We start from the raw sequence: 25960 nt of genomic DNA on the forward strand, positions 1-25960 counted from the left end.
GCGCACAACAAAAAGCCCAACCTCATTATAAGGTTGGGCTTTCGATGCTATCTGCATGCTACCGTGTGTACACGTATAGGCTATTCATTAATAACAGGCACTTCGTCACTGTAAAGCGGCTCGCCCTGCATGATGCTGATTTCAACGCGGCGGTTGAGGCTACGTTGCCATTCAGTATCGTTCGGCTCGACTGGCTCGGTATCCGCCATGCCGCGTACTCTCAAGCGTTGATGAGAGAAACCACGCACCTTTTCCATCTCTTGAGCAACAGACACCGCTCGCTGTGATGACAAGTCCCAATTAGAGCGATAAAGCTCTGAATCAAGACGTTGGTTATCGGTGTGCCCTGAGATTCGGACAATACCCGGAACATCTTTCACCAACTCAGCGACCTGTCTCACCAAAGGTCGGAACTTAGGCTGTAGGAAAGCGGAACCCGATGGGAATGCGCCTTTTTCACGAATTCGAATCACAATCTGCTGACCAAGATTTTCAACTTCAATCGCGCCTTGGTCTATCTCTCGCTCCAACGCCTTCTTGATGCTTTCCATCAAGGTTTCCATCTCTTGCGATTGAGCTTCAGCTTGTTGTTGCTGTTGGTCTGACTCAGAGTTTTGATTGTCGTGAGTCGAGACTTCTGGCGACTTGCCTCCGGTCATCTTGCCTTGGTCACGCATGGTACCGCCAGCACGCTCAGATTCACCTTCATGAAATTCAAGCGTTTGCTGCGTAATATCAATCGTCTGCTGCATGATAACATCAATCGGTGTCGGCTCTGGGCGACCAGGACGGAACTCTTGTGCAATGATGCTGGTGCCTTTAGGAATGTCTTTGACTTCCAAGCGGTTTTGTACACCAAACGCAAATTTCATCGAGCCAGCGATCTGTTTGAACTTCAGTACGTCCATCTCAGAGAATGAGAGCAGCAGTACGAAGAAACACATCAGCAGTGACATCAAGTCAGCAAATGTCCCCATCCATTGAGGCAACCCCGGAGGAGGACATTTACATGGATTTTCTTCATCCATCTTCAACTCCTCTTACGCAGGTTCACCATCAATCGTACGCTTACCTTCGTTTAGGTAGCTCTTCAGGTAACCATCGATTACTCGTGGGTTCTGACCATCTTGAATCGCGAGTACGCCATCCATAACCAGACGACGGTTGAGTGTCTCTTGGTCACGACGTAGCGCAAGCTTGTCAGCAATAGGGAAGAACACCATGTTCGAAAGAATCGCACCGTACAGGGTGGTTAAAAGTGCCACCGCCATCGCAGGACCGATCGCTTTTGGATCATCCATGTTCGAAAGCATCGCAACCAGACCAACCAAGGTACCAATCATGCCCATAGCAGGAGAAACATCACCAAATGCAGAGAACACTTTCGCGCCCTGCTCGTGACGCTCTGTGGTTAATGCGATGTCTTTTTGCAATGCCGCACGTACTACATCGCCATCATGGCCATCCACCAACAGGTCGATACCCTTTTGCATGAAGCTGTTGTTAATTTCCATCTCTTCCAGTGCTAAGAAACCACCTTTACGAGCCGCATCAGCCATTTCTACAATCTTAGCGATAAGATCTTCAGGCTCGTCCGCTTTAAACATAAAAGCTTTGCCTGCGATTTTAGTCGCACCAAAGAACTGTCCCATGGTGAACTTCATTAGAACAACAAAAGTTGAGCCACCGACTACGATCAAAATGGATGTCGTGTCATAGAACATCCCGAGGCTTCCACCTAGGATCATTGCCATAATTACAAAGGCAAATCCACCAATCAAACCTATTAGGGTTGCTAAATCCACTGAGCACTCCTCATGCTTTTTTGTAGCTCTATGTCGACGATAATCTTTTTATCGGCAAGACTATAAGATCTTTTAGTAAATTCTTGGCCTAAGTATCACACTTTTGCTTTTTGTATCACAACTATTACCCGCTTCCCCGTTCTCGAGCAGTCATAAACTCGATAAAGGTGAGGTTATTAGATGAAAGTGGCTTCAAGCCTCTTAAAAACGAACTTTCTAGCAAAATTTATTGGTTACATTTGACCATCTCAACGCCCTAAGGTAACGTTCGTTCATCTTTCCAAACGCAGATTTATTATGGCTACTAAGAAACCTGAAAATATGAGCTTTGAAGCAGCAATCGAAGAGCTTGATGGCTTGGTTGATCAACTAGAAAATGGTGATCTAGCTTTAGATGATGCGCTGAAAAAGTTCGAACGAGGCATCTCCCTCGCTCGTGCCGGTCAAAGCAAACTAAACGATGCTGAACAGCGTGTTAGCATCCTACTGCAAAATGATGAAAACGCAGAACTTAGTGACTTTAACCCACAACCAGAATAACGAATTGTATGAGATCCCCTATGATTGAGACTTTATTGTCTTATCAAGCACGTAATAACGAGCAACTGAACCTTTGGCTTGATCGCCTACCACACCAAGATCAGAACCTGATTAACGCGATGCGTTATGGGTTACTTTTAGGCGGTAAACGCGCACGTCCATTTCTTGTCTACATTACAGGGGAAATGCTCGGCTGCACCGCTGAAGAACTCGACACTCCAGCATCTGCAATCGAATGTATTCATGCCTATTCTCTGATTCACGACGACCTTCCAGCAATGGACGACGATGAACTGCGTCGTGGCCATCAGACTTGTCACATCAAATACGATGAAGCAACGGCAATTTTAACTGGCGATGCACTACAAACTCTCGCGTTTACTATACTTGCGGAAGGTACATTAAGTGCTGACGGTGAAAGCAATCGCGTTCGAATGATTCAACGCCTAGCCGAAGCCTCTGGTGCACAAGGTATGTGCATTGGACAAGCACTTGATATTGAAGCTGAAAACCGCTCTGTCACGCTAGAAGAGTTAGAAGAAGTTCACCGCAATAAAACGGGCGCGCTAATGAAATGTGCGATTCGTTTAGGTGCTCTCGCTGCTGGTGAAAAAGCGTTTGAAGTGATGCCTCAATTAGACAAGTACGCCGACGCCATTGGATTAGCATTCCAGGTTCAAGATGATATTTTAGATATCACTGGCGATACTGAAACTTTGGGTAAGCCACAGGGTTCTGACCAAGAATTGAACAAAAGCACCTACCCTTCTTTGCTAGGTTTAGAGGGCGCTCAAGAAAAAGCGCAAACTCTGCTACAGGAAGCGCTTCAAGCTTTGGCTGCAATCCCATACAATACCCAGTCACTCGAAGAGTTCGCCCGATACGTCATCGAGCGCAAGAACTAAGACAATAAGCGCGCATTACCTATGACTCTTGATATATCAAAGTACCCAACTCTTGCTTTGGCTGATAAGCCAGAGGATTTGCGTCTACTTCCAAAAGAGACGCTGACACAGCTTTGTGATGAATTACGTACCTATCTTCTTAACTCAGTGAGCCAGTCAAGTGGTCACTTAGCGTCAGGCTTAGGTACAGTAGAGCTGACAGTTGCTCTGCACTATGTGTACAACACGCCTTTTGACCAGTTGGTTTGGGATGTTGGTCACCAAGCATACCCGCACAAAATTCTTACAGGTCGTCGCGACCGCTTGTCGACTATCCGTCAAAAAGATGGACTGCACCCATTCCCATGGCGTCAAGAGAGCGAATACGACACCCTTTCTGTTGGTCACTCTTCAACATCGATCAGTGCTGCACTTGGTATGGCTATCAGTTCGAAGAAAGAAGGCAAGAACCGTAAAGTCGTGAGTGTGATTGGTGATGGCGCGATTACTGCGGGTATGGCATTTGAAGCCATGAACCACGCGGGCGATATTCACAATGACATGCTGGTTATCCTGAACGATAACGAGATGTCGATCTCTGAAAACGTAGGTGCGCTAAACAACCACCTAGCTCAAGTTCTTTCTGGCAGTCTTTACACGTCAATTCGTGAGGGCGGCAAGAAAGTGCTATCAGGCGTTCCGCCGATTAAAGAGCTGGTTCGTCGTACAGAAGAACATCTAAAAGGCATGGTTGTCCCTGGCACCATGTTCGAAGAGTTAGGCTTTAACTACATTGGCCCAATTGATGGTCACGATGTCAATGAGCTGATTAAAACGCTTAAGAACATGAGAGACCTTAAAGGCCCTCAGTTCCTGCATATCATGACTAAGAAAGGCAAAGGCTACGAGCCAGCTGAGAAAGATCCAATCGGTTACCACGGCGTACCGAAATTCGATCCAGCACACTCAAGTCTGCCTAAGAGCACCAGCTCTAAACCAACTTTCTCTAAGATTTTTGGTGACTTCCTGTGTGATATGGCGGCGCAAGATCCTAAGCTAATGGCGATCACGCCTGCAATGCGTGAAGGTTCTGGCATGGTGCGTTTCTCGAAAGAGTACCCAGAACAATACTTCGACGTAGCAATTGCTGAGCAGCATGCTGTGACCCTAGCAACGGGTATGGCGATTGCGGGTGATAAGCCGATTGTCGCTATCTACTCGACGTTCCTACAACGTGGCTACGATCAACTGATCCACGATGTGGCTATCATGGACTTACCGGTCATGTTCGCTATTGACCGTGCAGGTCTTGTCGGTGCTGATGGTCAAACACACCAAGGTGCGTTCGACTTAAGCTTTATGCGTTGTATTCCAAACATGGTGATCATGGCGCCAAGCGACGAAAACGAATGTCGCCAAATGCTTTACACTGGCCACCAGCATACAGGTCCAAGTGCCGTTCGTTACCCTCGCGGTAATGGTATGGGTACTGAGATACAAAATAAATTTACCGCGCTTGAGATTGGTAAAGGTCGTATCGTTCGCGAAAGCGAAAAAACAAAAGATGGCTCGAAAGTCGCTATCTTAAGCTTTGGTACTTTCCTTGAGAGTGCACTTCAAGCCGCTGACGTCATCGATGCGACAGTTGCAGATATGCGCTTTGTGAAACCACTCGATGAAGCTCTGATCAAACAACTTGCTGCTGACCACGATGTACTGGTAACTATCGAAGAGAATGCGATTGTAGGTGGTGCGGGCGCAGGTGTGATTGAGTTCTTGATGCAAGAGAAACTGCTGATGCCAGTATTGAACCTTGGCCTACCAGACAAGTTCATTGCTCAAGGTACGCAAGGCGAACTGCATGAAGAGCTTGGTTTGGACGCGAAAGGCATTGAGAAGTCTATCACTGACTATCTTGCCAAGTAGCTTTAATACGTAAGCTCGTAAGCTCCGCAAACAAAAAAGGTTGGCCCTAGGGTCAACCTTTTTAGTATCTGCTAATTAGTTTGGTGTATCGCCAACTAAACCTTAGCCCTTCAGTTAACTCACACTAACCAACCTGCGAAATGTGCCACGGCATACAACGAAATAGCCGCCATAATACCCGCTACAATATCGTCAATCATGATACCTAAGCCGCCGTGAATTCGCGCATCTAACCAACCAATCGGCCATGGTTTTACCATGTCAAATAAGCGGAAAAGCACAAAACCAGTCAGCAGCCATTTCCAGTCATCGACAGGAATATTCAGCATAGGCACTAAGCTCATGGTGATCCAAAAGCCTGCAAACTCATCCCAAACAATAGAACCGTGGTCATGCACGCCCATATCATCAGACGTTACTTGGCAGATCTTAATACCAATAATGCAGCTTACCACCACCACAGCTACGTAAGCAGGGAACGGTAACTGAACCAACAACAGGTACAACGGAATAGACGCGAGCGTGCCCATTGTGCCGGGAATAATAGGCGATAAGCCACTGCCAAAACCCGTTGCTAAGAAATGCCAAGGGTTTTTAAGAGAAATAAGAGAAAGTGGGTTTGTCATCAATTAACCTTAAAGTGATCGTAACCAGTTAAGTTCCAGCTTAGTGGTTCACCATTATTGTGTAATTCAAAATATTCTACAGGTCTTATCTGGCCAATGCAGGTGACTTTTGTACCAGTGTGTGACAAAGCACTTTCCAGCGACCCTTTATTCTCTTCTGGTACAGTAAAGCACAGTTCGTACTCTTCACCACTCGTTAGCGCATACTGCTGAGCTGAAGTGATATCAGGAGCGAACTGACGTAACTCTGGAGAGATAGGCAGCGTGCTTACATCAATACTCGCGCCAACTTGAGAACGCTTAAGGATATGTTTTAAATCAGCAATAACGCCATCAGAGATATCAATCGCAGATGAAGCAAGGTTCACTAGAGCCTGACCCGCTAACACTCGTGGGGCGCTCACATAATGTCTCTCTTCAAGCTCAGCAGCATAGGGCTTCGCTCTGTTCTGCTCAGGGTTAAGTAACACTTCTAAGCCAGCTTTGCTGTCACCTAGATTACCTGTTACGTAAATCCAGTCGCCCACTTTCGCGCCATCTCTGCGCAGCGCTCGTCCTTCAGGAACAAAGCCCTGTACCGTCAGTGTCAGGCTTAGTGGACCTTTGGTTGTGTCGCCACCAATTAACTGAATACCAAAGTAGTCTGCGAGTTTAAAAAAGGAGTCACAGAAGGGAGCAAGCCATGCTTCATCGATTTCAGGCATGGTTAAAGCAAAAGACACCCAAGCAGGCGTCGCGCCCATTGCAGCAAGGTCACTGATATTGGAAGCCAACGCTTTGTGTGCCACCCAAGCCGGATTCGCCTCAGCTAAGAAATGGGTACCAGCCACTAAGGTGTCCGTGCTGATCGCTATCTCAACATTGCCCGGCGCTTTGACCAAAGCACAATCATCGCCAGCAGCTAGAAGAACGTCTTTACGTTGTGGTTGTCGATTTACAAAATATTTTTCAATCAGGTTAAATTCGCCAGACATCACATGCCCTATCTTTAGTCTCATAAAAATCGCCGTAATCATGGATATTACAGAAATTTAGTTACAAAAAAGGCCAGCATAAAAGCTGACCTTTAGATTCAATATACGAACGTCTTATTTCTTACGAACGTGCGGTGCAGCTTTATCAAGCACACCGTTAACAAACTTATGGCTGTCTTCTGCTGCAAATACTTTTGCAAGCTCGATAGCTTCGTTGATAACCACTTTGTATGGTACATCTTCGCGACGAGTCATCTCGTACATAGCTAAACGTAGAAGCGCTAGTTCCATCAGATCCAGATCTTGCATAGGGCGAGATACGAATGGACGAAGCTTGCTATCAAGTTCCATGTGGCTAAGAGCAACACCAGTTAGTAAGTCGCGGAAGTATGCAACGTCTGTTTCTGGCATAGCAAGAGCAGGCTCTGCAGCATGATGCTCTTCTTCATCATACTTACCACCAGATAAGAACTGTTCTTCAACGGTAGCAATATTTTCTTTAGTAATTTGCCAAGAATAAATTGCTTGTAGAGCAAATTGACGTGCGTTACGACGTGCGGCTGGTTTCACACTGGCCCCCATTAGGAATCGATTTCAGAAAGAACGTTGATCATCTCAAGTGCGCTAAGTGCTGCTTCTGCACCCTTATTACCAGCCTTGGTTCCTGCGCGTTCAATAGCTTGATCGATCGTATCAACAGTAAGAACACCAAACGCTACTGGAAGAGAATATTCCAGAGACACTTGTGCCAAACCTTTATTACATTCACTACAAACATAGTCAAAGTGAGGTGTACCGCCACGAATTACTGTACCAAGAGATACAATCGCATCGAACTTACCTGTTTTTGCAACGCGCTGTGCTACAAGTGGAAGTTCTACTGCACCAGGGCAACGAACAACAGTGATGTTGTCTTCGCTTACTTGTCCATGACGCTTTAAAGTATCGATTGCACCAGAAAGTAAACTTTCGTTAATAAAACTGTTGAAACGAGCAATAACGATAGCAATTTTTGCATTTGGCGCTGGGAAGCCACCCTCGATCACTTTCATAAGCCTTCCTTTAACTATTTTCATCAAGTGAGAATCGCCGGATTCTAGCACAAAACTGTGAGCAATATCTAATGGTAATTTAGAAGAACAGACACCGGCAATGTAAAGATGATAATGCAGCGCTGATCCCAAGCATATAGGAACAGCGAGTAACCAAGTTTGTGTGTTGAACACGTTTTGAGTCGGACTTTGCTCTTTTGGCAAGATTTATCACCAAAAGAGCCACTGAAATCATCGGTAAATTATGTTGCTACAAACGGAGAAACGTCTGCTTGCTAACGCATGGTTTATTCGCAAACGTACTCAACAACGTTAAGGCCAAAACCACCCAATGCGTGGTAACGCTTAGTGCTTGAAGAAAGCAGACGCATATCGTGCACACCTAGATCTTGAAGAATCTGAGAACCGACACCAACACGACGCGAGGTACCCTGCTTCTTCGCCATAGTTGGCTGCTCGTTCTTGTCTTGCGCTTCGAATGTCTTCACTTTGTGAATCAAAGAATCAGACGACTCTTCGTTGCCAAGAATAACCAACACACCGCCTTCGTCGCCAATACGCTTCATCGCTTTATCTAGCGACCAGCTGCGTTCAGTACCACGGTCTGAATGAAGCAGATCGGTGAACGTGTCATGCAGGTGAACACGTACCAAAGGAGCACCTTCAGATAGGTCGCCTTTTTGCATCGCGTAGTGGATCTGGTTATCAATTGTATCGCGGTAAGTCACCAGCTCGAAATCACCAAACTCTGTTGGTAAATGGCATTGTGCTACACGCTCAATCGTTGTTTCTGTGTTGTTGCGGTATTCAATCAAGTCAGCAATCGTGCCTAGCTTGATGTCGTGTTTTTCAGCAAACACTTCAAGGTCAGGGCGACGAGCCATAGTACCGTCGTCGTTAAGGATCTCAACGATAACCGATGCTGGCTCGCAGCCTGCAAGACGTGCTAAATCACAACCTGCTTCTGTGTGTCCTGCGCGAGTCAGAACACCGCCATCTTGCGCTGTCAGTGGGAAAATATGACCAGGTTGAACAAGATCAGCCGCTTTCGCATCTTTCGCCACTGCCGCTTGAACCGTCACTGCACGGTCTGATGCAGAGATACCCGTTGTTACGCCCTCTGCCGCTTCAATCGAAACAGTAAAGTTAGTGGTGTACTGTGCGTTGTTATCTTGAACCATAGGCGCTAGACCCATGCGGTTTGAACGCTCTTTGGTTAGCGTCAGACAAATTAAACCACGGCCGTACATCGCCATGAAGTTAATCGCTTCTGGCGTCACATGTTCTGCTGCCATGATCAGATCGCCTTCATTTTCGCGATCTTCATCATCCATCAGGATAACCATTTTTCCTAGGCGAATGTCTTCGATAATTTCTTGAGGAGTACTAATTGGCATTGTTCTATATCCTTTGAAATGGTTCTGCTTCCTAGAACCGACACTATTTAAACCTGATGATATTGCTTCGCTTTACAAAGTCTCGCTTAACGCACTTTGTATCAACGGTTAGGCAAAACCATTCTGCTGTAAGAATTCCATCGTTAATCGAGATTCAGGCTCAGATTCTTGTTGCTGACCTTGCAGTAAACGCTCCATGTAACGTGCTAATACATCAACTTCTAGATTCACTTTACGACCGACATTGAATTGGTCGATGGTGGTTTCTGAAGAAGTATGAGGAACGATAGTCAGCTTGAATGCGTTCTTACGTAAATCGTTCACAGTCAGGCTAATGCCATCAACTGTTACTGAGCCTTTTTGAGCCACGTATTTTGAGATTTCTGCTGGCATTTCTACCCAGAATTCAATCGCACGGCCAACTTGGTTACGTTCAACAATCTCACCCACGCCATCAACGTGACCAGACACTATATGTCCACCGAAACGCGTGGTTGGTAACATTGCTTTCTCAAGGTTAACTTTATCGCCCGCTTGGTAATCGACAAAACCCGTTTTTTTCAGGGTCTCAAGCGAAAGATCTGCACTGTAGCTGTGGTCGTTATATTCAACAACTGTCAAACACACACCATTGGTAGCGATACTGTCGCCTAACTTAACGTCAGCCATATCAAGCTTACCAACATTAACCGTTACGGTGATGTCTTCTCCGCGGGGAGTGATTGCACTCAATGTACCTACGGCTTCTACAATTCCTGTAAACATTTTAAAACTCTTTTTGTTGTCAACGACACGTATGTAGTTGGAGTAACTATTTCCACTGTGGTTTCGTTACTATCTGTTTCGAAATACGGGTTTCGCAACGATGCGAATATCCACACCAACCTGTCGAACATCTTTAATTTCTAGGTCAATAACGTCAGACATTGAAGTGAGCCCTAATGCACCCATCAAACCTCGTCCGTCACTGCCCATAAGTTTAGGTGCTAAATAAAGGATTAGCTCATCCACCAGCTGCTCTTCAATCAAGCTTTTTGCCAATGTTGCGCCCGCTTCGACCCAAATATGGTCGATATGATTGGCAGGTAATTGACGCATCAGATCGTGCAAATCGAGCTGACCTGCATCTGTGGTTGCGACTTCAATATCAGCAGATGCTTCGGCAACTCTCAACACCGATGTTGGAGTCTGGAATAACTTGAGTTCAGGACGCAGTTGGTTTTGACGATCAAGAATCACGCGAATCGGCTGACGCAGCTCGTCTTCAGCGTAATGACCTTTGATACTGCTTGGCAACTCTGCCCAACGAACATTCAACGACGCGTTGTCTTCAATCACCGTCTGGCTAGTTGATAACACAGCGCCTGATTTTGCTCGGTAGTTCTGAACATCACGACGTGCTTCTGGCGATGTGATCCACTGGCTTTGGCCATTTTCCAATGCCGTTTGCCCATCAAGGCTAGCGGCCATCTTTAACTGAACGAATGGCATGCCAGTTTGCATACGCTTGATAAATGCAGGGTTCAAGTCGAGAGCGTCTTGCTCTAGCAAACCGATTTCAACCTCAATACCCGCATCGCGTAGCATTTTGATACCACGACCTGCGACTTTTGGGTTTGGGTCCTGCATGGCACAAATCAATTTGGCTACTTGAGCCTTAATCAAACCTTCAGCACAAGGCGGCGTTCGACCGTAATGAGAACAAGGCTCTAGCGTGACATAAGCCGTCGCACCTTTTGCTTTGTCGCCTGCCATTCGCATGGCATGTACTTCAGCATGAGGTTCGCCAGCTTTGGCATGAAAACCTTCACCAACGATCTGACCGTCGGTTTGTACAATGACACAACCCACATTAGGGTTTGGCGCAGTAGTGTAAATGCCGCGTTTTGCTAACTGAATAGCACGCGACATCATTTGAAAATCTAGGGGAGTAAAGTTTGACATGATTGAGGAGTTAATCCTCTAATTTAGCGATTTCTTCGCCAAACTCTCGGATGTCTTCAAAGCTGCGGTAAACAGAGGCAAAACGAATGTACGCCACTTTATCCAATTCTTTCAATTGGCCCATCACAAGATTACCAATCATCTCGCTTGGTACTTCACGCTCACCAGTTGCACGGAGTTGTGACTTAATCGTACTGATCGCAAGTTCAATCGCGTCAGCACTCACTGGGCGTTTTTCTAGGGCGCGCTGTACACCACCCACCATTTTATCTTCATTAAATGGTTCGCGGTTTCCATTCGACTTTATGACTTTAGGCATCACAAGTTCTGCCGATTCGAACGTAGTAAAACGTTCACTACATGCAAGGCATTGACGGCGACGACGAACCTGATGGCCATCGGCTACCAGTCTTGAATCGATTACTTTAGTGTCGTTCTCTGAACAAAAAGGACAATGCATATCACCTCCAAATAATTGAATATCAGTGTAACGGAATTGCCAAACGTTAGGAAAGAAAAAGGGCCAATTAAGGCCCTTTTGTGTGGTGATTCATTGATTATTGCTACTCGACCGCCATTTCAAAAATGAGCTGAGGAGTAAAATTAACGACCAGCGTTAACCGCGGACTAAATAGTTCGCTTTACCTACCCATTTGTAGCTTGTCAGCTCTTCTAAGCCCATTGGGCCGCGAGCATGCAATTTCTGAGTAGACACGGCAACTTCAGCACCTAAACCAAACTGTGCTCCATCAGTGAAACGTGTTGATGCATTCACATAAACCGCTGCAGAACCAACAGAGTTAATGAAACGCTCTGAGCTCTCTAAGCTATTGGTCATGATCGCATCTGAATGACTCGCGTTGTGTACACGCATGTGGTCAATCGTTTCTGCCACATCCGCTACCACTTTCACGCCTAGCGTGTAGCTTAGCCATTCAGTGTCAAAGTCGCCTTCAACCGCATCACGTTGGTCTTCAAAACCCGCTAGCAGCGATTTTGCACTGGTATCAGCAACTAAGGTTACCTTGCCGGCTAAACGCTGTTTCAGCTTAGTTAGGAAAGCTTCAGCAACCGCTTCATGCACTAGCAGTGTATCTAACGAGTTACACGCCGATGGACGTTGAACTTTTGAGTTTTCGACCACATCGACAGATTTCTCAAGATCAGCGCTTTCATCAACGAAGATATGACTGATACCAAAGCCGCCGATGATTACTGGGATGGTGCTGTTCTCTTTACACATCTTGTGCAGACCAGCGCCGCCACGAGGAATGATCATATCCACGTAGTCGTCCAGTTTAAGCAGTTGAGAAACGAGTTCACGATCAGGCTTCTCGATGTACTGAACAGAAGCGGCTGGAAGCTCCGCTTTCTCTAATGCAGACTGGATAACTTTAACCAGTTCCATGTTCGAGAAGAACGTCTCTTTACCACCACGCAGGATACTTGCGTTACCTGTCTTCAGACACAGAGCTGCAATATCGATGGTTACGTTCGGACGCGCTTCGTAGATAACACCCACCACACCAAGTGGCACACGGCGGCGAGACAGTGACATACCGTTTTCTAGTACCTTACTGTCGATTTCGCTGCCTACAGGGTCGTTAAGGCTAATCACGTTACGAACATCATTCGCAATGCCGGTTAAGCGCTCTTCATTAAGAAGTAGACGATCAAGCAGTGCGTCAGTTAAACCCGCTTCGCGACCTAATTCGATGTCTTTCGCGTTCGCTTCTAAAATCGTTGCTGCGTTTGCTTCTAGCTCATCAGCGATAATCGCCAATGCTTTATTCTTTTGCGCCGTTGATGCGGTCGCTAGGTGGAAAGCAGCGTCTTTTGCTGCGATACCCATGTTAGTTAAATCCACGTTTAACTCTCCCTAAATTCTGTCTGTCTTTGGATGCAAAAAGGCGATTCGCCTTATCATCACGAGCTACTCTTGAATCACAACTAGGTCGTCACGGTGAATGACTTCTGACCCATAATCGTATCCAAGGATGTCGCCAATATCTTTACTGTGCTTGCCTGCAATTTTTGCTAGGTCTTGGCTTGAATAACTGGCGATACCACGCGCAATTACTTTGCCTTTACTGTCTGTGACTTGGGTAACTTCACCACGAGAGAATTCGCCTTTAACTCGAACAACCCCTTTCGCCAACAAGCTGCTGCCTTTGGTGTTGACTGCGTTTACTGCGCCGTCGTCAACCACGATGTCACCTGCTGAAGCAGGGCCCGCTAAAATCCAGCGTTTACGGTTTTCAAGCGCTTCAGCTAAAGGCAAGAAACGTGTGCCTTGTGGGTTATCACTCAGTGAATCAAACACCACATTTTCAGCACTGCCCGCAGCAATAATCACTTCGATGCCTGCGCGACGAGCAATATCAGCCGCCTGCAGTTTTGTTGCCATACCGCCGGTACCTAATGTCGTACCGCTGCCGCCTGCGATCTTACGCAGCGTGTCATCAATGGTTTTCACTTCTTTGATGAGCTCAGCATTTGGGTCTTTACGAGGGTCAGCTGTAAACAGGCCTTTTTGGTCTGTTAGTAGCAAAAGCTTATCAGCACCGCACAAAATACCCACTAAGGCCGACAAGTTATCATTGTCGCCCACTTTAATTTCGTTGGTTGCTACTGCGTCGTTTTCGTTTACTACCGGAATAATATCGTGTTCAACCAGTGCGTTGATCGTGTCACGTGCATTAAGAAAACGCTCGCGATCATCGAGATCAGCACGAGTCAGTAGCATCTGGCCAATCTTAAGGCCATAGATAGCAAACAAAGACTCCCAAACTTGAATCAACTGGCTTTGCCCAACTGCCGCAAGCAACTGTTTGCTCGCCATTGAGTTGGGAAGTGCGGGGTAACCAAGGTGCTCACGTCCTGCTGCAATTGCGCCAGACGAAACCATAACCACAGAGTGGCCTTGTTTTTTTAATTCAGCACATTGACGAACCAGCTCAACCATATGAGCGCGGTCTAATGCCAATGTTCCACCAGTTAAGACACTGGTACCCAGTTTAACAACGACAGTTTTACGCTGTGTTGTTGTCCCGCTTTGATGATTTGTTGTCATGAAGTCTTTTATGGATAAAACAAATAAGAGGTGATGTTTTAGCAATCAAAAGGGGAATTCACAAGCAGAAAAGGTGCGAAATCGCACCTTTTTGCTTTATATAGAAGAGTAACCTTTAAAATTAGACGAATTCGACAGACTCTTCGTCTAATTGGATACTGATTTCAAACTTACTTTGAAGTTCATCAACCAGTTTTTTGTGGAAGGCTTCTTGAGTTCGAGAGACCTCAGCGACCGCCTTTTTAGGTAACGGCAAAGAATCCCAGTTACCATCGATGTTGTACTTGCCGATATTGTACTTCGCCGAATATCCCTCTTCCGACTTATCCAATTCCAGCCACCAGCCCCAGAACTCGCGTTCTTCTGGTGATTTTTTATCGTTCACACATACAGACAAGCAATCAAAGATATAGTGGCCTTCTTCTGATTGCGGTTCCCTTAAGTAAGGCCCGATCGCCTTTAAAACATTCAACAAGCGGTAATGCGTAGGTTGTTGTGTCACTTCTGACATATTGAATCTCCATTTTCAATGTTAAGAATGACGTTACTCAGACTGTTATACGTAGAAACTACGCATTTGGATTTTATAAATTATCTCTGAGTATCAGGTACTTAGTTTGTACACTTTTCATGCTTAACTAATTTAGGAGAAATGTCATCTAAATAATTCATCCTCAAGCCACTTTATCGCCAATTCGAGGGATTGCTCATAACCTTGTGTAATTGACTTAGCTTTGATTTTCTTCGCTTTTCCGTAATCACTGTAAATAGCAACCAGTTGATTATCCATTGGCGGTGAAACCGGGTCACCTTCCAGAGCCAATGCCAAGATAGGAACACTGGTTTTACTGTTTGACAGCAAGCCTTGTACCTTGAGTGACCACGCCATCAACTGCCCAGAAAGGCTATTGATATCGACCGCCCCTTTACCAAGACGCGAAGCCAACACATCTAGATGCATCTTAGGCATCTGTTTCAGTTTGTCGGCATGAACAAAGATGTCGTGAATTGGCGCGCCTAAAGAGATACACGCTTTAATCTTATGTTGCTCAAGGAAAGATAATCTCACCATCGCATTGCCACCGAAGCGGAAACCAAACAAGCCGACTTTGTGGTGATCGACCCATGGGATGTTAGGCAGTTCATTGAGCACAGCTTGGTGAAGGCAAGACGAGTCTTCAGTTAAAGGCCAATGCGCACTGTGCCCTATCGACGGCATATCGACCGTCAACATAGCAATGTTTTTAGGGGCTAGGTAATCTCTAAACAAGCGCCACATATCGGTTTGCAAACTGTCTAGTCCAGCGCTCACAATCACAACAGGCTGAGGTTTATCTGTTTTGGTTAGATGCAAGTTCGCTTTGATCTTCTTGTTTTGGTATGGAATATCAATCTGCTTGACGATCAACTTAGTGTGCTTGATCGCTTCAGAATACGCTGCGTTGGCCAACACTTGAGCCTGAGCTGCCAAGTTGTCGTTCTTGAGGTGTGGGTAACCCGCAATACTGAAGCACAACGATGCGGAAAATAGCTCTTCAGCCATCTCTTCACCATTCTTCTCATTAGAACGATTTTGATGCTGCATACCCAGCTTGGTCCATTCGTATGCCCAGTTACCACTTCGGTAACCCATGACCGTATCAAGCCACTCATCGGTTGTACGAGAGTTATCTGATGACGCGATGCGAGCCAATACCGCTTCCTGCTCTATTGGATTAACGCCTTGCCATACCCACTGAAGACGTCTTAGGTTTCGATACCATGATGAGTTTTGCTGTTCACGTTTCTCATCCAATAGCGCTTCAGAGCTTGGCATGTATTGTGTCAACATTGAGGTCTCTTTCGCTTGCTTGTGCTTTACAAACAAAGTTTCCGAAAGGTTCGAGCTCGTTTCTTCTGGTTCAGACATTGGGATACTTAATAAGAAATGGTTGTCACTAATAATATAAAAAAAAATGACCCTATAAAGGATCATTTCTCAAAAAACTAAGTTTACGCTTATTTTGACTTGCGATTTACTGGCTCTACGTAGCTTAGGCTAGTATCCCAAGGTTGCTCAATCCATGTGTCTTGAGCGATATCAACAATGTACTCGTCTAGCAAATCAGCGCCAGATGGTTTTGCACATACAGCGATCAGTTTCGCTTTAGGGTACATTTCGCGAAGCTTACGTGCAGTGTCACCACTATCAACCAAGTCTTCAACGATTAGGAAGCCTTCGCCGTCACCTTCAGGTGCTTTAACTACTGTCATATCACGTTGGTGATCGTGGTCGTAGCTAGAAATACAAATCGTATCTACGTGACGAATACCTAGCTCACGAGCCAAGATTGCACCAGGAACCAAACCACCACGGCTTACTGCCCAGATGCCTTTCCACTGCTCTGCTGGCATTTGCTTTTCAGCAAGTTGACGGCAGTAAGTCTGCATGTTGTCCCAAGTGATAACGAATTTGTTGCTCATAGTATAAAACCTAATAATTTTGTCATGTTATTAGAGGCTATTTCAAACATAGCCTCTTCAGCGATTAAGCAGAAATCTAGACGATTAAGCGAAAATGTATTTAAGAATAAAGATAGCCGACATTACCCACACAGCAGGTGAAACGTCGCGACCTTTACCACTTAGCAGCTTAATTGCAGCGTAAGCGATGAAACCTAGTGAGATACCCTCAGCGATAGAGTACGTCAGCGGCATAAGCAGACATGTTACCACGACTGGTGCTGCTTCCGTAAGATCACGCCAATCAATGCCAACTAGGCCAGACATCATCAGAATTGCTACATAGAAAAGTGCACCTGATGTTGCGTAAGCCGGAATCATACCTGCAAGTGGCGAGAAGAAAAGAGCCAGTAGGAATAAGATACCAACAACAACAGCCGTTAGACCGGTACGGCCGCCTTCAGCAACACCCGCAACACTCTCAACATAAGAAGTAGTATTTGATGTACCTAGCAGTGCACCAATAGATGTTGCTGTAGAGTCAGCAAGCAGTGCTTTGTTCAAGCGAGGTAGTTTGCCGTCTTCTTTGATTAGGTTTGCTTTCGTTGCAACACCAACCAGAGTACCCGCTGTATCGAACAAATCGACGAACAAGAACGCGAATACCACTGAAATCATACCGATTTCAAATACAGCAGAGAAATCAAGCTGCATGAATGTAGGAGCAAGGCTTGGTGGTGTAGACATGATGCCGCCGTATTGAACGTCACCAATAACAATGCCAAGAGCTGTGATAGCTAGAATCGCAATCATTACTGCCCCTTTCACGCCACGGTGAACAAGAGCAATCGTTAGGAAGAAACCAAGTGAGCCTAGGATAGGAGCAATCGCGGTAATGTCGCCCAGTGAAACTTTAGTTGCTGGGTTAGAAACCACGATGCCAGCATTGCTCAGTGCAATAAACGCTAGGAAAAGACCGATACCTGCAGAGATACCAACACGCAGAGACATAGGGATCGAGTTGATAATCCATTCACGGATCTTAAAGATGCTTAAGAAGATGAAGATTACGCCTGATACGAAAACCGCTGCCAGAGCAACTTGCCACGTATAACCCATACCCATTACAACAGCGTAGGTAAAGAATGCGTTCAAACCCATGCCTGGAGCTTGAGCAATTGGGTAGTTAGCAACAAAGCCCATGATGAAACAGCCAATAGCAGCCGCTAAACAGGTTGCTACAAATACAGCGCCATGGTCCATACCAGCATCAGCTAGAATCATTGGGTTTACAAAAATGATGTAAGCCATTGTTAGGAAGGTTGTTAGACCTGCGATGATTTCAGTGCGCACATTGGTGCCATTTTCACTGAGTTTGAATAGCTTTTCGAACATTATCGAATCCTATAAGGGTAAAAAGTAAACGGTTGCGTAATCGATTGGCTGTGGATTATAAAGTTATCAAATAACAAATTCCAGATAGAATTAAGGCTCTAATCGATATTTATCAGAATGCCGTATGAAACAAAGCGATTAAAAATGAAGATATCATCGATAAATAACCATTAAAAACAAACAATTAACAACAATAGACTCACTAAAACTAGTTGGTTGTTTTTTCTACCATCGGTTATTTTCATTGATAATCTAGCCAGTAAATTCTGAATTCAAACTCACAATAGTTATGTATTTTTCAACAGGATCAGTAATAAGGCGCAAATTGATATTTCGGCGTTTAAAAAACAACCACGCAGAACAGCAAGGAAAGTGACAAGCGAAAGCGGTTTGGAAAAGTAGCAGGCAAAAAAAACGCCACTCAAAACTGAGTGGCGGTAGAATCTGTCAACCAAAAGGGCTGTAAAAGAATTCCAATATATAGGGGTGAACAAAACTGTTCGAGTTACATGCTTACGGTATTAGTAACCAAAGCTTGTAGGGTATGCAAAGTTGCTAGTGTAAACAGAGCTGTTAATCCAGAACATTGCAGATGGTAAACCTTTCATAACTATCACCTTAATAAATCAATAAAAAACGAATTTGATTTCTCGGTTCCTTGGAGGCGATAAAACGGACTCATCCTTTGAGCATTTACTCTTCATCTCAGAAGTTGGTTATTAATATACCCTAAAGAAAAAAGATTACAAGTATTTTTTGCTATACGTCACATTTTTGGCCATTTACGGTTATTTTACAAACTTATTTTGTAATAAAACTACAAAACAGAATTAAACAAACGTTTGCCTGCTCCATTTATAAGCATCAAGGCGCTTAGCTGTGATCAGATGGACAAGATCGCTTTCAAAATTTGAGCTATTTGAGGTTTAGAACCGCTACTCGTCAAAACGCTCAAGTGGTATGCTGTTGCCATCAAAACAGACCCATATTTTAGATTTTTGTTCTAGGTTTTTCCCCATACAAAACCTAAATATATGGTTATTAAATAAAAAAGGAGTCATCCGTGTCTGAATTCCATTCTGAGATCAGTAAATTATCCCCTGCCCCTATCTGGCAGTTCTTCGATAAGATTTGCTCAATCCCACACCCTTCTAAGCATGAAGAAGAGCTTGCTCAATACATTATTGCTTGGGCAACAGAGCAAGGCCTAGATGTACGTCGTGACCCAACGGGTAACGTATTCATCAAAAAGCCAGCAACGGCGGGTATGGAAAACAAAAAAGGTGTAGTGCTACAAGCTCACATCGATATGGTTCCACAAAAGAACGAAGACACAGTTCATGACTTTGCTAAAGATCCAATTCAACCATACATTGATGGTGAGTGGGTTACAGCTAAAGGCACAACGCTTGGCGCTGATAACGGCATGGGCATGGCTTCTTGCCTAGCGGTTCTTGCTTCAAACGAAATCCAGCACGGCCCTATCGAAGTTCTACTAACAGTAGATGAAGAAGCAGGCATGACTGGTGCTTTCGGTCTTGAAGCGGGTTGGTTAGAAGGCGATATCCTTCTTAACACCGATTCAGAGCAAGAAGGCGAAGTGTACATGGGTTGTGCTGGCGGTATCGACGGCGCAATGACATTTGAAATTGCTCGTAATGCGATTCCAGCTGACTTCGTAACACGTAAGCTAACGCTAAAAGGCCTAAAAGGCGGTCACTCTGGTTGTGACATCCACACAGGTCGTGCAAACGCAAACAAACTGCTCGCTCGCTTCCTAGCGGGTCACGCAAAAGAGCTAGACCTTCGCATCGTCGAATTCAAAGGTGGTAGCCTTCGTAACGCGATCCCTCGTGAAGGTTTCGTAACGGTTGCTGTTCCTGCGGCAAACCAAGAAAAACTGGCTTCACTATACAACTACTACACTGAGCTGCTTTCAACAGAGCTAGGTAAAGTAGAAGACAGCATCGTGACTTTCAATGAAGAAGCTTCTGTAGAAATGGGCGCACTTGCGTCAGCAGACCAAGCTCGCTTTATCGCTGCACTTAACGCATGTCCAAACGGCGTGATTCGTATGAGTGACGAGATTGAAGGTGTTGTGGAAACGTCTCTAAACGTAGGTGTTATCACAACAGAAGAGAACTCAATCACAGTACTTTGCCTGATCCGCTCTCTTATCGATTCAGGTCGTAGCCAAGTAGAAAGCATGCTTCACTCTGTTGCTGAACTAGCAGGCGCTAACATCGCGTTCTCTGGTGCTTACCCAGGTTGGAAACCAGACGCAGATTCAGAAATCATGCATATCTTCCGCGACATGTACGAAGGTATCTACGGTCACAAGCCAAACATCATGGTTATCCATGCTGGTCTTGAGTGTGGTCTATTCAAAGAACCTTACCCGAACATGGATATGGTTTCTTTCGGCCCAACCATCAAGTTTCCGCACTCTCCTGATGAGAAAGTGAAGATCGACACCGTTGAGCTATTCTGGAACCAAATGGTTGCATTGCTTGAAGCGATCCCAGAAAAAGCTTAATTCGATAAGCTATGTTTGTTCAGTAAATGGTGTTTTACAGTAAACACCGTTTATCTGAGACAAAATAAAACAGGTACTCAATGAGTACCTGTTTTTGTATCTAATCTTTGTAGCTACTACTTGTGACTAAATAAACAATTAAGCGCGTGAAGCCGCGTAGCTTTCTAGCTCATCAATTGAAGTTTGTGCCACAACTTCGCCATCGATGAAGTACGTCACCATCTCGCCATCACGAACACCGATTAACGTCGCACGCTCACCAGACTGGTAAGTAATGTCCATTTGGATCGTGTTTTCATCAATCTGCTGCATTTGACCTTTTTCGATCACATCTGCACTCGTGATAGGACCCACTGGCGCTTCCGTTAGAGACGGATCAAGTTGGTGGTTGATGTCTAGGTAAGTATCAGTCTTAGTATCAAAGATGTGCGGAGCACCTGTTAGTGGGTTGCTACCAGTCCAGAACTCTAGTGAGTTGAATACTAGGTAATCGGCAGCAACTGTTAGACCGTATGCAGGTGCAAATAGCATGTTCAAACCACCACGAGCGTAACGGTTATCAACAGCCTTGATGTTGAACTTCATTAGGTAACCCGTTACTGCGTTGCTACCAACACAGCCAGATAAAGCAACAGATACCACCGCTAGTGCTACAACTTTTGAAATTGTTTTTTTCATTTTGATCTCAATATTTGAATTTGGCCGCCAAAAAATGGCGGTGGATAATACCAACGAACTGAATGACAAATATCAGCTCTAAGTTAATGTATTGTCAGAAAATTCAAAATTTTAAACACCCTTCAATTAGCCAGATAAAAAACTGAAACCAATTCAGAAGCCCCTTCATAAAAAACTTTTGTCGTCACCGTAAAGCGATTGATTCGTACTAAAAATCAACGATTGCTACATTCCGTGTTAACGAATTATCACCATGTTGAGAACAACCTAAATGGCAAGACTAAAACCTAATCAACCATTCGAATTACTTGGTTATACTGTTCAGCCAGGACAGCGAATGGAGATTGAACTGCAAGCGGCTCAGCTTTACACGCATTCTCCACTTTCGATCCCGATTGAAATTATTCACGGTCGCCAAGCAGGCCCAACACTGATGGTAAATGCGGCTATCCACGGCGATGAGCTAAACGGTGTTGAGATTGCACGACAACTGACCAATGCGATTGATCCAAAGAAACTGAAAGGGACATTAATTGTTGTGCCTATCGTTAACGTATTTGGCTTTATCCATAAATCTCGTTACCTACCAGACCGTCGTGACCTAAACCGTTGCTTCCCTGGCAGTGAGAAAGGATCGTTAACATCACGTATCGCTTACACCTTCTTTGAGAACGTGGCAAAGCACTGTGATTACATTCTGGATCTACACACGGGCGCGATTCACCGTACCAATCTGCCACAGATTCGTGCAAACCTATCGAACCCTGAGACACTGCGCATCGCAAAAGCGTTCGCAACACCCGTGATTATTGATTCTCCACTGCGCGACGGTTCACTGCGTAGCGAAGCGGAAAAACTGGGTATTCCTGTATTAACTTACGAAGGTGGTGAAGCGCTGCGTTTTGATCACCTCGCGATTCGTGCGGGTTACCTTGGCGTGCATCAAGTGATGAAAGAAATCGGCATGCTGCGCCCTAACCGTAAGAAGTTACCAGAGCCAGTATTGAGTAAATCCACCAGCTGGATCCGCGCTGAATCAGACGGTATTTTGCGTAACATGGTAAGACTTGGCGAACAGGTTGAAGCAGGACAAACCCTTGCTTACATCAGCTCTCCATTGGGTCACCAAGAAGGCCAAGTGATCACAACCAAAGGCGGTATCGTGATTGGTCAGCAAACTCTGCCTTTGGTCAACGAAGGTGATGCTGTGTTCCACATCGCTTACTTCAAGCAAGACGATGAAGAAGTAGGACAATCAGTAGAAAGCTACATTGAAGAAGTGGCAGAAGACGATTGGCTAACTGCACTGAATAACTGATCAGACAATGCTTAACAGTTTAAGAGCTCGACGTTAAAAGCGAGAAGCCAAACCGAGCTCTTAAACACAATAAAACAGAACTCCACAAACTAAAAAGCCCCAAAACACTTTTAACTCGAAAGAAAAAAGTTGTATCGGGGCTTTTTTTTCACAAATCCCTTATCTTAAATTAAGGGATCTATAAATTAGTCATGCACTGAATTATTCAGCGTCTTGTTGCTCTTCTGCACGAGCTTTAGCGCGCGCTTCACGTGCTTGCTCAGCTTTAAGCTCTTTAGTGTGACGTAGTTCGTCACGCTCTTTACGTTGCTCTGATTTACGCTCGTTACGTTCAGCTTGGTTAGCGATGAAAGATGCTAGCTCTTTCTCTGCCCACTCTTGTGCTAGAGCTTCAGTTTCGAAACCAGACTCACGCTTAGATACTGTAGTGCTGCGAGACGTTACTTGACGAGTAATCTCTGCACACCAACCGTTGCGTTTTTCTGTAAGGCGGATATCAAATTTTTTGTTCTTAGACATGTTCTATTTTTTCCTAAGGGAGATCATTAAGGGATCGGTCAACTTTGATAACTCCATCTAAGTGAGCATCTTTTAACACCATCCCTTGGTAAGCGCGGTATTAGAGCACAAATCAATGAATATTGCTGCAAATATTTGCAGCGGATCACACTCCAATGCTGCAAATCGTTTGCGCCTAATTTCAATCGGTTCATAACTCTCGGTTCACCATCAACTTCTATCCTATTTTATCGATAACAATGAAATGAACTATGCTCAAACAGAGATAAATGAAAGAGATACCTGCTTGCTCAGGTTTATAGACTCTACTGTCTCACCTACTCCGCTCATAATTAAAATAGCTAAGGAGTTGCTATGGATAGCTTCATCAAAAATTTACCCAAAGTTGAGCTGCACTTACATATAGAAGGCACATTAGAGCCAGAGCTGATGTTCCAACTCGCCAAGCGTAATAACCTGTCGATTCCCTTTGAGACCCCAGACCAAGTTCGAGACGCGTACCAGTTCCACAATCTTCAATCCTTTCTCGATATCTATTATCAAGGTGCAAACGTACTGATTCATGAACAAGATTTCTACGACCTGACCTGGGCTTACCTGTTGAAGTGCCAGCAAGATAATGTGGTTCATACTGAGATCTTCTTCGACCCTCAAACTCACACTGAACGCGGCACTGCCTTTGAAGTCATCGTAAGCGGGATCACTCGAGCTTTAAATCAAGCGGAGCAAGAGCTTGGCATCAGCAGCCAACTGATCATGTGTTTTCTGCGTCACCTTGATGAAGACAGCGCTTTTGAAACACTCAAACAAGCCCTTCCTTATAAAGATAAGATCATTGCCGTTGGGCTGGATTCATCAGAACAGGGCAATCCGCCAGAGAAGTTTAAACATGTATTCCAAGAAGCGATCAACCAAGGCTTCCTGACTGTCGCGCACGCCGGAGAAGAAGGCCCAGCACAAAATATTATCGACGCAGTGAGCTTGCTAGGCATTACCCGAATTGATCATGGCGTTCGCTGTGTAGAAGATGAAGATTTGATGGAACAGCTAATAGCAAAACGTACACCACTGACGGTCTGCCCACTATCGAATACCAAACTCAAGGTGTTTGAGACCATGCAAGAACACAACATCGTCGAGTTGCTGAGAAAAGGGCTGTGCGTCACCATCAATTCCGATGATCCGGCTTACTTCGGCGGCTATATGAATGATAACTTCCTCGCGGTCGCCAATGCTCATCAACTGACGAAAAACGAATTAGCGCAGTTTAGTATTAATGCTGTCGAAGCGAGTTTCATCTCGCCTCACGCCAAAGAAGATCTCATTGCACAAGTGCGCCAATATCTTGCCGAAAATACTCCCTAAGAGAATGGACCTTTGAGAATGGAGCTTTGCTGCGATCAAAAAAGGGAAGCTCAGTGCTTCCCTTTCAAAATGGGTTCGAAAATCAATAGGCTTAGCCTGGGTGACCATCCACTCTTGGCGTTAGAAGCATCATGCCGAACTTCCAGATAAACAACCCGAATGCTAACGTCCATAAACCCGCGCTGATGTTCACCATCTCAAATAAATACGCAGGGAAGAAAGTCACACCTACGCTGCGAACCAAAGCCGCGACAAAAATAGCCGAGAACGCTAACGCCATACTTGGCCCTTTATAGATAGCACGACCGGTATGCCCCATTGTCACGCGCGTAATCATCGCAAGAATTAACCCACTCAAACCGCCAATCGCAAACAAGTGCAGCATGTTGTGGCTCGCGAACGGGTTGTCTAATAAACCACGTAGCAGCAAGCTTAAAGGAATACATAGGTAAGCCGCATGCAGTGACCACACCAAGGGCTCAGATAACGTAGTCCAAGGCTTCCAGCGGATAAAGCGCACCAACTGAGTCACACCTGCAAATACCATCAACTCATTGCCGACTTGAGCAAAGGTCAATGGGAAGAAGCTCAATACAAATAAGCCAACCAAAGGTAGATTCGCTAACCATTCTAACCAAACCAGTGGTTGTGCTTTTTCAAAATCGAAGCGACGTGCCGTGAAGAACGGAATAACTCGCCCACCCATCACTGATAGCAGCAAGGTAAACCACCATAACATTGCGTGCCATACTGCAGACGATGGGAATGGAGGCATACCTTTAACGGTCGCGTAACTAGCAAAGTTCGCCACGATAGCCAATATAAACAGCGGCACAAAGAATAGATTCTTCCAGCCTTTCGATTTAACAACTCGGAAACCAATTTCGTAAGCGGCGAAGATTAAGAACAACGCCTCAACCGATGAGATCAGCCATAACGGTGCGGGGGTCCAAAACAGAATACGAGGTGCCAACCACAAACCAACCAGTACCGCTAATCGATAGTGTTTGGTTCCATTGACGCCCGTCCACGTTTGCACCGCAGTTAACACAAAACCGACCACAATCGCCATGGCAAAGCCAAACAGCATTTCATGTACGTGCCACCAAAGCGCCGGTACTTTTAGCATTTCTGGCTGACCGTTTTGGAACATGATGACCCAAGCCACAATCGCGATCACAGCATAGAGACTGCCTAAAAAGAAGAAAGGTCTAAAACCTAATCGAAGATATGCAGGAATCGCATCTTCTACACTTTTATCTGTGATATTTAACAAACTCGTTCCTCATTTCAGATAACAAGCCAAGAGTGGCTTCTGGGAATTGCTATTTCATAGTCAAATTCATGATGCAGTAATCATCACTGCAATATTGCCTAACGTAATGCATGAAACGCGCCAAAGGTATAAAGCCAATAAAAACAAGCAACAAGGAGTCTTTAGGCTTCAAAAAAGTGTCAATAAAACACACCTCATAAAAGTCATTTA

General features: G+C 45.1%; 25 protein-coding genes. 6 read left to right on the top strand and 19 right to left on the bottom strand.

The genetic code is table 11. The features are described from left to right. Positions 1 to 80 precede the first annotated feature (80 nt). Entirely contained in the window at positions 81 to 1028 is a 948-nt protein-coding gene (locus AB4371_RS12545) for a flagellar motor protein MotB (protein WP_017060777.1), read from the bottom strand. A 12-nt stretch (positions 1029 to 1040) separates the two neighbouring features. Beyond that, positions 1041 to 1805 carry a flagellar motor protein PomA gene (gene pomA, locus AB4371_RS12550; protein ID WP_081229496.1) on the bottom strand — a complete coding sequence of 255 codons (765 nt, stop codon included), beginning with the start codon at positions 1803 to 1805 and terminating at the stop codon, positions 1041 to 1043. Between the two features lie 297 nt (positions 1806 to 2102). On the opposite strand from pomA, the gene xseB reads away from it, so the two are divergent. From xseB to dxs, 3 genes are read left to right on the top strand one after another with little or no spacing between them, the layout of a single operon-like run. After that, positions 2103 to 2345, top strand: a complete 243-nt coding sequence (gene xseB / locus AB4371_RS12555; RefSeq protein WP_004734405.1) for an exodeoxyribonuclease VII small subunit — start codon at positions 2103 to 2105, stop codon at positions 2343 to 2345. 20 nt (positions 2346 to 2365) lie between these two features. Continuing rightward, positions 2366 to 3250 carry a (2E,6E)-farnesyl diphosphate synthase gene (ispA, locus tag AB4371_RS12560; RefSeq protein ID WP_372137953.1) on the top strand — a complete coding sequence of 295 codons (885 nt, stop codon included), beginning with the start codon at positions 2366 to 2368 and terminating at the stop codon, positions 3248 to 3250. A gap of 21 nt (positions 3251 to 3271) precedes the next feature. Next, positions 3272 to 5155, top strand: a complete 1884-nt coding sequence (gene dxs, locus AB4371_RS12565; protein WP_102331960.1) for a 1-deoxy-D-xylulose-5-phosphate synthase — start codon at positions 3272 to 3274, stop codon at positions 5153 to 5155. Between the two features lie 119 nt (positions 5156 to 5274). Here the strand turns inward: dxs and pgpA are convergent, their stop codons facing one another. The 14 genes from pgpA to AB4371_RS12635 form a co-directional block, all read right to left on the bottom strand. Next, positions 5275 to 5781, bottom strand: a complete 507-nt coding sequence (gene pgpA, locus AB4371_RS12570; protein WP_372149878.1) for a phosphatidylglycerophosphatase A — start codon at positions 5779 to 5781, stop codon at positions 5275 to 5277. Next, positions 5781 to 6755, bottom strand: coding sequence for a thiamine-phosphate kinase (thiL, locus tag AB4371_RS12575; protein ID WP_017066823.1), 975 nt, complete (start codon positions 6753 to 6755; stop codon positions 5781 to 5783). The genes pgpA and thiL overlap by 1 nt, the downstream gene beginning before the upstream one ends. Positions 6756 to 6869: 114 nt before the next feature. Further along, the gene (gene nusB / locus AB4371_RS12580) at positions 6870 to 7337 is read right to left on the bottom strand and encodes a transcription antitermination factor NusB (protein WP_004734399.1); all 468 of its coding nucleotides are present in this window, start codon (positions 7335 to 7337) and stop codon (positions 6870 to 6872) included. Further along, positions 7337 to 7807: a 6,7-dimethyl-8-ribityllumazine synthase gene (gene ribE / locus AB4371_RS12585; RefSeq protein WP_004741508.1), complete on the bottom strand. Its 471-nt coding sequence runs from the start codon at positions 7805 to 7807 to the stop codon at positions 7337 to 7339. The genes nusB and ribE overlap by 1 nt, the downstream gene beginning before the upstream one ends. 287 nt (positions 7808 to 8094) lie before the next feature. Beyond that, positions 8095 to 9204, bottom strand: coding sequence for a bifunctional 3,4-dihydroxy-2-butanone-4-phosphate synthase/GTP cyclohydrolase II (ribBA, locus tag AB4371_RS12590; RefSeq protein WP_017060784.1), 1110 nt, complete (start codon positions 9202 to 9204; stop codon positions 8095 to 8097). 108 nt (positions 9205 to 9312) lie between these two features. Beyond that, positions 9313 to 9969 carry a riboflavin synthase gene (locus AB4371_RS12595; protein ID WP_010436361.1) on the bottom strand — a complete coding sequence of 219 codons (657 nt, stop codon included), beginning with the start codon at positions 9967 to 9969 and terminating at the stop codon, positions 9313 to 9315. A 69-nt stretch (positions 9970 to 10038) separates the two neighbouring features. Continuing rightward, the gene (gene ribD, locus AB4371_RS12600) at positions 10039 to 11118 is read right to left on the bottom strand and encodes a bifunctional diaminohydroxyphosphoribosylaminopyrimidine deaminase/5-amino-6-(5-phosphoribosylamino)uracil reductase RibD (protein ID WP_372149906.1); all 1080 of its coding nucleotides are present in this window, start codon (positions 11116 to 11118) and stop codon (positions 10039 to 10041) included. A 40-nt stretch (positions 11119 to 11158) separates the two neighbouring features. Further along, positions 11159 to 11608 (bottom strand): transcriptional regulator NrdR, encoded by a 450-nt coding sequence (nrdR, locus tag AB4371_RS12605; RefSeq protein WP_004734394.1) that lies wholly within the window; start codon positions 11606 to 11608, stop codon positions 11159 to 11161. Between the two features lie 156 nt (positions 11609 to 11764). Beyond that, positions 11765 to 13015 carry a glutamate-5-semialdehyde dehydrogenase gene (locus AB4371_RS12610; protein WP_372149880.1) on the bottom strand — a complete coding sequence of 417 codons (1251 nt, stop codon included), beginning with the start codon at positions 13013 to 13015 and terminating at the stop codon, positions 11765 to 11767. A gap of 66 nt (positions 13016 to 13081) precedes the next feature. Next, on the bottom strand, positions 13082 to 14266 hold the full coding sequence (gene proB, locus AB4371_RS12615) for a glutamate 5-kinase (RefSeq protein WP_012604650.1): 1185 nt from the start codon (positions 14264 to 14266) through the stop codon (positions 13082 to 13084). A gap of 76 nt (positions 14267 to 14342) precedes the next feature. Beyond that, positions 14343 to 14732, bottom strand: a complete 390-nt coding sequence (gene crl / locus AB4371_RS12620; RefSeq protein ID WP_017060787.1) for a sigma factor-binding protein Crl — start codon at positions 14730 to 14732, stop codon at positions 14343 to 14345. 144 nt (positions 14733 to 14876) lie between these two features. Continuing rightward, the gene (gene frsA, locus AB4371_RS12625) at positions 14877 to 16130 is read right to left on the bottom strand and encodes an esterase FrsA (RefSeq protein WP_017060788.1); all 1254 of its coding nucleotides are present in this window, start codon (positions 16128 to 16130) and stop codon (positions 14877 to 14879) included. Between the two features lie 89 nt (positions 16131 to 16219). Then, complete coding sequence (gene tet(34) / locus AB4371_RS12630) at positions 16220 to 16684, bottom strand: oxytetracycline resistance phosphoribosyltransferase domain-containing protein Tet(34) (protein ID WP_009847475.1); 465 nt, start codon at positions 16682 to 16684, stop codon at positions 16220 to 16222. A gap of 84 nt (positions 16685 to 16768) precedes the next feature. Further along, on the bottom strand, positions 16769 to 18058 hold the full coding sequence (locus tag AB4371_RS12635) for an NCS2 family permease (RefSeq protein ID WP_017060789.1): 1290 nt from the start codon (positions 18056 to 18058) through the stop codon (positions 16769 to 16771). A 1063-nt stretch (positions 18059 to 19121) separates the two neighbouring features. Here AB4371_RS12635 and AB4371_RS12640 point away from each other — a divergent pair. After that, the gene (locus AB4371_RS12640; protein WP_017060790.1) at positions 19122 to 20594 is read left to right on the top strand and encodes an aminoacyl-histidine dipeptidase; all 1473 of its coding nucleotides are present in this window, start codon (positions 19122 to 19124) and stop codon (positions 20592 to 20594) included. 138 nt (positions 20595 to 20732) lie between these two features. Here AB4371_RS12640 and AB4371_RS12645 read toward each other — a convergent pair whose 3' ends face one another. After that, positions 20733 to 21272 carry a DUF3332 domain-containing protein gene (locus AB4371_RS12645; protein WP_017070352.1) on the bottom strand — a complete coding sequence of 180 codons (540 nt, stop codon included), beginning with the start codon at positions 21270 to 21272 and terminating at the stop codon, positions 20733 to 20735. 271 nt (positions 21273 to 21543) lie between these two features. On the opposite strand from AB4371_RS12645, the gene AB4371_RS12650 reads away from it, so the two are divergent. Beyond that, a complete protein-coding gene (locus AB4371_RS12650) occupies positions 21544 to 22590 on the top strand; it encodes a succinylglutamate desuccinylase/aspartoacylase family protein (RefSeq protein ID WP_017060792.1) in 1047 nt (348 codons plus the stop codon). Between the two features lie 201 nt (positions 22591 to 22791). Here the strand turns inward: AB4371_RS12650 and AB4371_RS12655 are convergent, their stop codons facing one another. Then, the gene (locus AB4371_RS12655) at positions 22792 to 23109 is read right to left on the bottom strand and encodes a DUF3622 domain-containing protein (RefSeq protein ID WP_017069509.1); all 318 of its coding nucleotides are present in this window, start codon (positions 23107 to 23109) and stop codon (positions 22792 to 22794) included. Between the two features lie 354 nt (positions 23110 to 23463). On the opposite strand from AB4371_RS12655, the gene AB4371_RS12660 reads away from it, so the two are divergent. Continuing rightward, positions 23464 to 24474 carry an adenosine deaminase gene (locus tag AB4371_RS12660; protein WP_372149882.1) on the top strand — a complete coding sequence of 337 codons (1011 nt, stop codon included), beginning with the start codon at positions 23464 to 23466 and terminating at the stop codon, positions 24472 to 24474. A gap of 91 nt (positions 24475 to 24565) precedes the next feature. Here AB4371_RS12660 and AB4371_RS12665 read toward each other — a convergent pair whose 3' ends face one another. Beyond that, positions 24566 to 25750 carry an NnrS family protein gene (locus tag AB4371_RS12665; protein WP_017084194.1) on the bottom strand — a complete coding sequence of 395 codons (1185 nt, stop codon included), beginning with the start codon at positions 25748 to 25750 and terminating at the stop codon, positions 24566 to 24568. Between the last annotated feature and the right edge of the window lie 210 nt (positions 25751 to 25960).

It is taken from the genome of Vibrio sp. 10N.261.51.A3 (assembly GCF_041471965.1).
Taxonomy (GTDB): Bacteria; Pseudomonadota; Gammaproteobacteria; order Enterobacterales; family Vibrionaceae; genus Vibrio; species Vibrio crassostreae_C.